Source organism: Streptomyces sp. NPDC056948, assembly GCF_042674225.1.
GTDB lineage: Bacteria > Actinomycetota > Actinomycetes > Streptomycetales > Streptomycetaceae > Streptomyces > Streptomyces purpurascens.
In genome coordinates, this window is sequence record NZ_JBHUQX010000425.1 from 1 (window position 1) to 7,842 (window position 7,842).

The 7,842-nt window shown below is 72.5% G+C and carries 6 protein-coding genes and 1 tRNA gene; 4 read left to right on the forward strand and 3 right to left on the reverse strand.

Features of this window, described 5'->3' with window-relative positions:
* The first annotated feature begins 102 nt into the window (after positions 1-102).
* The 3 genes from ACFTZL_RS36930 (at position 103) to ACFTZL_RS36940 (ending at position 3,244) form a co-directional block, all read left to right on the forward strand.
* A complete protein-coding gene (locus tag ACFTZL_RS36930) occupies positions 103-1,308 on the forward strand; it encodes a DNA polymerase III subunit delta' (RefSeq protein ID WP_382592368.1) in 1,206 nt (401 codons plus the stop codon).
* Positions 1,309-1,419: 111 nt separating this feature from the next.
* Positions 1,420-3,060: an alpha/beta hydrolase gene (locus ACFTZL_RS36935; RefSeq protein ID WP_382592371.1), complete on the forward strand. Its 1,641-nt coding sequence runs from the start codon at positions 1,420-1,422 to the stop codon at positions 3,058-3,060.
* Positions 3,061-3,167: 107 nt separating this feature from the next.
* Positions 3,168-3,244, forward strand: a tRNA-Thr gene (locus ACFTZL_RS36940).
* A gap of 44 nt (positions 3,245-3,288) precedes the next feature.
* Here the strand turns inward: ACFTZL_RS36940 and ACFTZL_RS36945 are convergent.
* Complete coding sequence (locus tag ACFTZL_RS36945; RefSeq protein ID WP_382592383.1) at positions 3,289-4,158, reverse strand: effector binding domain-containing protein; 870 nt, start codon at positions 4,156-4,158, stop codon at positions 3,289-3,291.
* A 219-nt stretch (positions 4,159-4,377) separates the two neighbouring features.
* Here ACFTZL_RS36945 and ACFTZL_RS36950 point away from each other — a divergent pair, with 219 nt between their 5' ends.
* Positions 4,378-5,271 (forward strand): glycosyltransferase family 2 protein, encoded by an 894-nt coding sequence (locus ACFTZL_RS36950; protein WP_382592374.1) that lies wholly within the window; start codon positions 4,378-4,380, stop codon positions 5,269-5,271.
* Positions 5,272-5,334: 63 nt separating this feature from the next.
* Here the strand turns inward: ACFTZL_RS36950 and ACFTZL_RS36955 are convergent, their stop codons facing one another.
* Positions 5,335-7,026: a bifunctional 3'-5' exonuclease/DNA polymerase gene (locus ACFTZL_RS36955; protein ID WP_382592377.1), complete on the reverse strand. Its 1,692-nt coding sequence runs from the start codon at positions 7,024-7,026 to the stop codon at positions 5,335-5,337.
* A gap of 81 nt (positions 7,027-7,107) precedes the next feature.
* The coding region (locus ACFTZL_RS36960; RefSeq protein ID WP_382592380.1) for a Clp protease N-terminal domain-containing protein at positions 7,108-7,842 on the reverse strand (735 nt) is incomplete at its 5' end.

Genomic DNA, 7,842 nt, shown 5'->3' on the forward strand with positions numbered 1-7,842 from the left:
GCTGAGGGCCGGGGCCGGGTTGTCAGTGGTCGCCCGCACAATGGACCTCGCAGCGGCAGTACGGTCCGTGGACGCGGACGTGACGGAAGGGCGGCGTGACCCATGACCGTGTGGGACGACCTCGTCGGGCAGGAGAGGGTGAGCGCGCAGCTTGACGCTGCCGCCAGGGACGCCGACGCCCTGGTCACCGCGGCCGTCACCGGCACCCCTCCGCCCGAGGCGTCGAAGATGACCCACGCGTGGCTGTTCACGGGCCCGCCCGGAGCGGGGCGGAACCAGGTGGCGCGGGCCTTCGCGGCGGCGCTGCAGTGCGTCAGCCCCGACCGGGCCCTCGGCGGCTCCCCGGGCTGCGGCTTCTGCGACGGATGTCATACGGCACTGGTGGGCACGCACGCCGACGTCACCACCGTGGCCGCGGTCGGCTCGCAGATCCTCGCCGACGACATGCGCGACACCGTCCGCAAGTCGTTCACCTCGCCGGCCACCGGCCGCTGGCAGATCATCCTCGTCGAGGACGCCGAGCGGCTGAACGAGAAGTCGGCCAACGCCGTCCTGAAGGCCGTGGAGGAGCCCGCGCCCCGCACGGTCTGGCTGCTGTGCGCCCCCTCCATCGAGGACGTCCTGCCGACCATCCGCTCCCGCTGCCGCCATCTGAACCTGAGCACGCCGTCGGTCGACGCCATCGCCGACATGCTCGTACGACGCGAGGGCATCGAGCCGAACGCCGCGGCCGAGGCGGCCCGCGCGACCCAGGGCCACGTCGACCGGGCCCGCCGCCTGGCCACCGACCCGGCCGCGCGCGAACGCCGAGCCGCCGTGCTGAGGATGCCGCTGCGCGTGGAGGAGGTCGGCGGCGCGCTCAAGGCCGCCCAGGAGCTGGTCGACGCGGCCGCCGAGGACGCCAAGCAGCTCGCCGAGGAGATGGACACCAAGGAGACCGAGGAGCTGAAGGCCGCTCTCGGCGCGGTCCAGGGCGGCCGGATGCCGCGTGGCACGGCGGGCGTGATGAAGGACCTGGAGGACAAGCAGAAGCGCCGCAGAACGCGCACGCAGCGCGACAGCCTCGACCTCGCCCTGACCGACCTCACGGCGTTCTACCGCGATGTCCTCGCCCTTCAGCTCGGCTCCCGGGTGGCCATCGCCAACGCGGACGCCGAGGACGCTCTGGAGCGGCTGGCCCGCGGCAGCTCCCCGGAGTCCACGCTCCGCCGCATCGAGGCGATCGCCGGCTGCCGTGACGCGCTCGACCGCAACGTGGCGCCGCTGCTCGCCGTGGAGGCGATGACGATGGCGCTCAGAGCGGGCTGACACCCGGTGGGGCGGGGAGACGCGGGGAACGTGGGGTTGACGTTGTAACTCGTACGAGGCGCGACACGCACGCACGGCACTCATTCCATCGCGCAGAGTTACGCTCGCTGGATGTACACAAGGCGCACCTCCCGCTCCGCCTCCAGTCCCGCTCGCCGCCGCGCGGGCTCCGGCGGCGCACACCGCAGGGCCCGTGGCGGAGTGAGGACCGCTGTAGGCCTCCTCGCCACGGCCGCGCTGCTGGTCTCCGCCTGCTCCTCGGGGACCCCGACGACGTCCGCGGCCTCGGCGGCCGCGGAGCCGGCGGCACTGGCCGCGTTGCCGAAGGCCGTCCCCGCGGCGCTCGCGTCGTACTACGCGCAGAAGCCGGCCTGGCGCGGCTGCGGCGTCCCCGGCTTCGAGTGCGCCACCGTCAAGGCGCCGCTCGACTACGCCACGCCGTCCGCCGGTGACGTCCGGCTCGCCGTCGCCCGCAAGAAGGCCACGGGCGAGCGCCTGGGCTCGTTGCTCGTGAACCCCGGCGGGCCGGGCGGTTCGGCGATCGGCTACATGGAGTCGTACGCCGGCATCGGCTATCCGGCCGAGGTCCGGGCCCGCTACGACATGGTGGCGGTCGACCCGCGCGGCGTGGCCCGCAGCGAGCCCGTCGAGTGTCTGGACGGGCCGGACATGGACACGTACACGCAGACGGACATCACACCCGACGACGGGAAGGAGGGGAACGGGCTGGTCGCGGCGTACCGGACGTTCGCCGAGGGCTGCGGCGCGGACGCGCCCAGGCTGCTGCGCCATGTGTCCACCGTGGAGGCGGCCCGGGACATGGACATCGTGCGGGCGGCGCTCGGCGACAAGAAGCTGAACTACGTCGGCGCCTCCTACGGGACGTTCCTCGGGGCGACGTACGCCGGGCTCTTCCCGGACCGGGCGGGCCGGCTGGTGCTGGACGGCGCGATGGACCCGTCGCTGTCCGCGCGGCGGCTGAACCTGGAACAGACGGCGGGCTTCGAGACGGCGTTCCGGTCGTTCGCGCGGGACTGCGTACGGCAGAGCGACTGCCCGCTGGGCGGCGCGGGCACCTCGCCCGAGCGGGTGGGCAAGAACCTGAAGGCGTTCTTCGAGGAGTTGGACGACCAGCCCGTCCCCACCGGCGACCCCGACGGCCGCCGCCTCACCGAGTCGCTCGCCACGACCGGTGTGATCGCGGCCATGTACGACGAGGGCGCCTGGCCGCAGCTCCGCGAGGCGCTGACGTCCGCGATGAAGGAGGACGACGGCGCAGGACTCCTCGTCCTGTCCGACGGCTACTACGAGCGGGACGCCGACGGCGCCTACAGCAACCTGATGTTCGCCAACGCGGCGGTGAACTGCCTGGACCTGCCGCCCGCCTTCGACACCCCCGACCAGGTGCGCGGGGCGCTGCCGGACTTCAAGAAGGCGTCACCCGTATTCGGCGAGGGCCTCGCCTGGGCCTCGCTGAACTGCGCGTACTGGCCGGTGCACGCCACGGGCGAGCCGCGCCGCATCGAGGCGAAGGGCGCGGCCCCCATCGTGGTGGTCGGCACCACCCGCGACCCGGCGACCCCGTACCGCTGGGCGCGGGCCCTGGCCGGCCAGCTCTCCTCGGCCCGCCTCCTCACCTACGAGGGCGACGGCCACACCGCCTACGGCCGCGGCAGCGCCTGCATCGACCGCACGATCAACGCCTACCTCCTGCGCGGCACCCCGCCCGAGGACGGAAAGCGCTGCTCATAAACGCCCTCCCGGCCCTGGAATGCACGCCTCCGGGGCCGGTACGGAGCACCCTTCGAAACTGTGTAGACTTACCGTCGTTGCTGATCGCACCATAGTGCGGACAGCGCGCCGCCTTAGCTCAGATGGCCAGAGCAACGCACTCGTAATGCGTAGGTCTCGGGTTCGAATCCCGAAGGCGGCTCCACTGGAACCCCAGGTCGGATGGAATCCGACCTGGGGTTTTTGGTGTCAGTGGGCGGCTTCCCGCTCCACCGGCAGCCACAGCTCGGCGTCCGCCCGGGTGCCGTCCGTCGACAGTTCGGTCCGGAGGATCTCCGGGCCGGGGCGGCTGCGGTACGGGTTGGACGGGAACCACTCGGTGAAGACGTCTCGCCACAGTTCCTGGATGGCCTGCGGGGCCGGGCCGGAGGTGGTGAAGACCGCCCAGGTGCCGGAGGGGACGGGGAGGGGTGTGGTGCCCTCCGGAGCCGGGGACGAGGTGATCACGGCGTGGTAGTAGTCGAGTTCCGTGCCCTCGGCTCGGCTCGGGTCCAGGTCGTCGCAGACCGCGACGAAGCCGTGCGGCTCCTGGTCGGACAGTTTCTTCAGGTGCTCCAGGGCTTGCTTGTCGAGGCCGCGGACGAAGTCGATGATCGCCTCGTTGGGGCCTGAGTGGATCAGGGGGATCCTGGTCTTGAAGCCGGTGACGGTGAAGGCCGGACGGTCCACCACTCGGTAGTGCATGCTGCTGCTCCCTTCGACGGTGAGGCGGAAGGTCAGCCGGGGCTGGGAGACGAGCGCGGCGCCGGTGCGCCGGGCCTCGCCCGGTCCCACGCCGTGCATCGTGCGGAACGCCCGGGCGAACGCCTCGCCGGAGCCGTAGCCGTAGCGCACCGCGATCTCCAGCAGCGTCTCGCCGCCCGCGAGCACCTCCGCGCCCGCCACGGTGAGCCGCCGGCGCCGGATGTACTCCGACAGGGGCATGCCTGCCAGTGCGGAGAACATGCGACGCAGGTGGTACTCCGAGGTGGCCGCGATCCGCGCCAGTTCCACGGCGTCCACCGAGTCGTCGAGGTGGCGCTCGATGTGTTCCATGGCCTGGTTGAGCCGCTCCAGCACGCCCGGTTCCTTCCTTTTCAGTGCCTCTTCGGTGTCCACCACGCTAGGCAGCGCGCCCCCTGCCGGACCCGACATCCTGTGCCCGATCGGGTCGGGTGCCGGTTCGGCCGAACGGCGTAGGAGAACCGCGGTACGGGAGGCGTACTTAAGGGGGCCTTATCGTGAACGGCTAGCATCGCCCGTCGACCCGTCAGTTGCCGACCGTGATGAGGTGAGGACATGGGGGCGCCCAGGATCGCCGTCGCCGTGGTGACGATGGGCAATCGGCCCGAGGAGGTCGACGCGCTGCTCCGTTCCGTGGCCAAGCAGGACGTGCCGCCCGAGCGGATCGTGATCGTCGGCAACGGCTGCCCGCTGCCCGAGTTCGCCGGGCGGCTGTCGCTGCCCGGTGAGGTCACCCCCATCGAGCTCGACGAGAACCTCGGGTGCCCCGGTGGGCGGAACGCGGCCCTGGCGCGGCTGCGGGAGTTCGGTGATGTCGACGTCGTCATCGACCTCGACGACGACGGGCTGCTCGTGGACGCCGATGTGCTGCGCCGCGTGCGCGACCTGTACGTCGCCGACGAACGGCTCGGAATCGTCGGGTTCCGCATCGCCGACGAACTCGGTGAGACGCAGCAGCGGCACGTGCCCCGGATCGGCGGCTCGGACCCCATGCGGGGCGGCTACGTCACCGGCTTCCTCGGCGGCGGGCACGCGCTGCGGATGGCCATGCTCGACGAGGTCGGCGACTGGCCCGCCGAGTTCTTCTTCGCCCATGAGGAGACCGACCTGGCCTGGCGCGCGGCCGACGCGGACTGGCACATCCTCTACGCGCCCGAACTGCTGCTCCAGCACCCCAAGACCTCGCCCGCCCGGCACGCCATCTACTACCGCGTGAACGCCCGCAACCGGGTCTGGCTGGCCCGCCGCCGGCTGCCGGTCGCGCTCGTCCCCGTCCATCTGGGCGTGTGGGTGCTGCTCACCCTCGCACGGAACCGTTCCGCCGCCGGGTTGCGTGCGTGGTTCGGCGGATTCCTGGAAGGCGTACGGGAGTCGGCGGGGGAGCGGCGGCCCATGCGCTGGCGCACGGTGTGGCGGCTCACGCGGTTGGGAAGGCCGCCCGTCATCTGACACCGGTGTGGCGTGGATGCGGTCGCGATCGCGTGCGGCGCGGGGCCAGATCCGACGCAGTGATCACTTGGCATCCGCATAGCACTCCACCACCGCCGTGGTGAACGGAAACCGCACCGGCGTCCGGCCGAAGGTCAGTTCGCCGGCCAGGGACGCTGCTTCCTGGATCGCTGTCACGACCGCTGCCGTCTCCTCCTCGGGGCAGTGCACGATCACCTCGTCGTGCTGGAAGAAGACCAGTTCGGCCGCGAGGCCCGCGCAGGTCTTGCGCAGCGCGGCGAGCAGAAGCAGGGCCCAGTCGGCGGCGCTGCCCTGGACGACGAAGTTCCGGGCGAAGCGGCCGCGGGCGCGGGCGTTGGTGGAGGCGTAGCCGGGCACCCATGGGGCGGCGACGTCGGGGTGGTCGTCGTCGGCGACGGGGATGCCGGCCTCCTCCGTCCCGTCGTCCGTCGCCCGGGCCGCGGGCGGGCACGTCCGGCCGAGCCAGGTCCGCACGAGCCGGCCCTCCTCGCCGGCGCGGGCCGCGTCGTCGACGTACGCCACCGCCTTGGGGAAGCGGCGTCTGAGCGCGGCGAGGTTCTTCAGGCCGTCGCCGGAGGTCTGGCCGTAGACCGCGCCGAGCACGGCGAGTTTGGCCTGGGAGCGGTCTCCGGAGAAGGCACGGTCGGAGACGGACTGGTACAGGTCGGTCTCCCGGCCCGCCACCTCCATCAGCCCGGGGTCGCGGGAGATCGCCGCGAGGACGCGCGGCTCCATCTGGTCGGCGTCGGCGACGACGAGCCGCCAGCCGGGGTCGGCGACCACGGCCCGCCGGATCACCTTGGGGATCTGGAGCCCGCCCCCGCCGTTGGTGACCCAGCGCCCGGTCACCGTCCCGCCCGCGAGGAACTCGGGTCTGAACCGCCCCTCGCGCACCCAGTCCTGGAGCCAGGACCAGCCGTGGGCGACCCAGATGCGGTACAGCTTCTTGTACTCGATCAGGGGTTTCACGGCGGGGTGGTCGATCGACTCGATCTCCCAGCGGCGGGTCGAGGAGACCTTGATCCCGGCCTGGGAGAAGGCCTTGACCACGTCGGCCGGCAGGTCGGGCCGCACCCGGCGGCCGAACGCGGTGGACACCTCGTCGGCCAGTTCGGCCAGCCGGCGGGGCTCGCCGCCGCCCGCGTACCGCTCGCCCAGCAGGTCGTGCAGCACCGCGCGGTGCACCTCGGCGCGCCAGGGCAGCCCGGAGCGGTTCATCTCGGCGGCCACCAGCATGCCCGCCGACTCGGCGGCCGTGAGCAGCCGCATGCGGTCGGGGTGCTCGGCGCTCGCGTGCCGCCGCTGCTGCTCGGCGTAGACCGCGAGGAGGTCGGGCAGGGGCAGCGGGACGCCCTGCGGCTCGAACAGCGAGGACTGCGAGCCCGGTTCGGCGGAGCGCTGGGGCGGATCGGGCGGTACGGGGCCGCCGCGCAGCCGGGCCAGGGCGGCCGCGGCCGAGCGTGGTTCCCCGTACCGCCCCTCGTGGCCGAGGAGGAGTGTCTCGGCGGCCTCGATGTCGTAGCACCGCTCGACTCGCACCCCCGTGGCGAGCAGGCGCGGGTAGACCTCGGCGGTGGACCGCCACACCCACCGCGTGACGCCGGGACGGCTCCGCACGGCCTCGGCGGGATCCGGCTCCCGCCGCACCGGCCCGGCGGGCAGCCCGTCCGGACCGAGGGGGGCGACGTCCACGCCACCGTCCTCGGCCGGAGCGAGCGCCCACCGGTCGGTCATGCCGCGAGTCTGACAGGGGGGTCTGACAACGCCCCCCCGATCGCCGCCTCGTCAGGCCTCGTCCGGCCTCGGCAGGCCCTGTCAGGCCTCGTCCGGCGTCTCCTTCTGCGCCAGCATGATCTTCTCCAGCACCGTCACGACGTACTGCTCGGTCCGTTCCTTGTCGATGCCGAGGCCGCTGAGGACGCCCTCGCCGTTCTCGTGCTCCAGCAGGGCCAGCAGGATGTGCTCGGTGCCGATGTAGTTGTGGCCGAGGCGCAGGGCCTCGCGGAAGGTGAGCTCCAGGACCTTCTTGGCGGCCTGGCCGTACGGCACCAGCTCCGGGGCCTCCTCGACGGCGGGCGGGAGTGCCGCCGTGGCCGCCTCGCGCACCGCGTCGAGGGTCACGCCCTGGACGGTGATCGCCTTCGCGGCCAGACCCTCCGGCTCGGCCAGCAGCCCGAGGACGAGGTGCTCGGGCACGCCCTCGGCGTTGTGCGCGGACTTGGCCGCGTTGTGCGAGGCCATCACCGTGTTGCGGGCGCGGGGCGTGTAGCGGTTGAAGCCCTGGCTCGGGTCGAGGTCGGCCGACTCCTTCGGCACGAAGCGCTTCTGCGCGGCCTGCCGGGTGACCCCCATGCTCTTGCCGATGTCCGTCCAGGAGGCGCCCGAACGCCGGGCCTGGTCCACGAAGTGGCCGATCAGATGGTCGGCCACTTCACCGAGGTGATCGGCGGCGATCACCGCGTCCTGGAGCTGTTCGAGGGGTTCCTGATGAACCTTCTTGATCGCCGCGATCAGGTCGTCGAGGCGCACGGATGACGTGATGTTGGGGTT

Excerpts from the sequence above, each read along its gene's own strand:
- ACFTZL_RS36950 (WP_382592374.1), top strand. The coding sequence starts at position 4,378 with ATGGGGGCGCCCAGGATCGCCGTCGCCGTGGTGACGATGGGCAATCGG.
- ACFTZL_RS36930 (WP_382592368.1), top strand. The coding sequence starts at position 103 with ATGACCGTGTGGGACGACCTCGTCGGGCAGGAGAGGGTGAGCGCGCAG.
- ACFTZL_RS36955 (WP_382592377.1), bottom strand. The coding sequence starts at position 7,026 with ATGACCGACCGGTGGGCGCTCGCTCCGGCCGAGGACGGTGGCGTGGAC.
- ACFTZL_RS36935 (WP_382592371.1), top strand. The coding sequence starts at position 1,420 with ATGTACACAAGGCGCACCTCCCGCTCCGCCTCCAGTCCCGCTCGCCGC.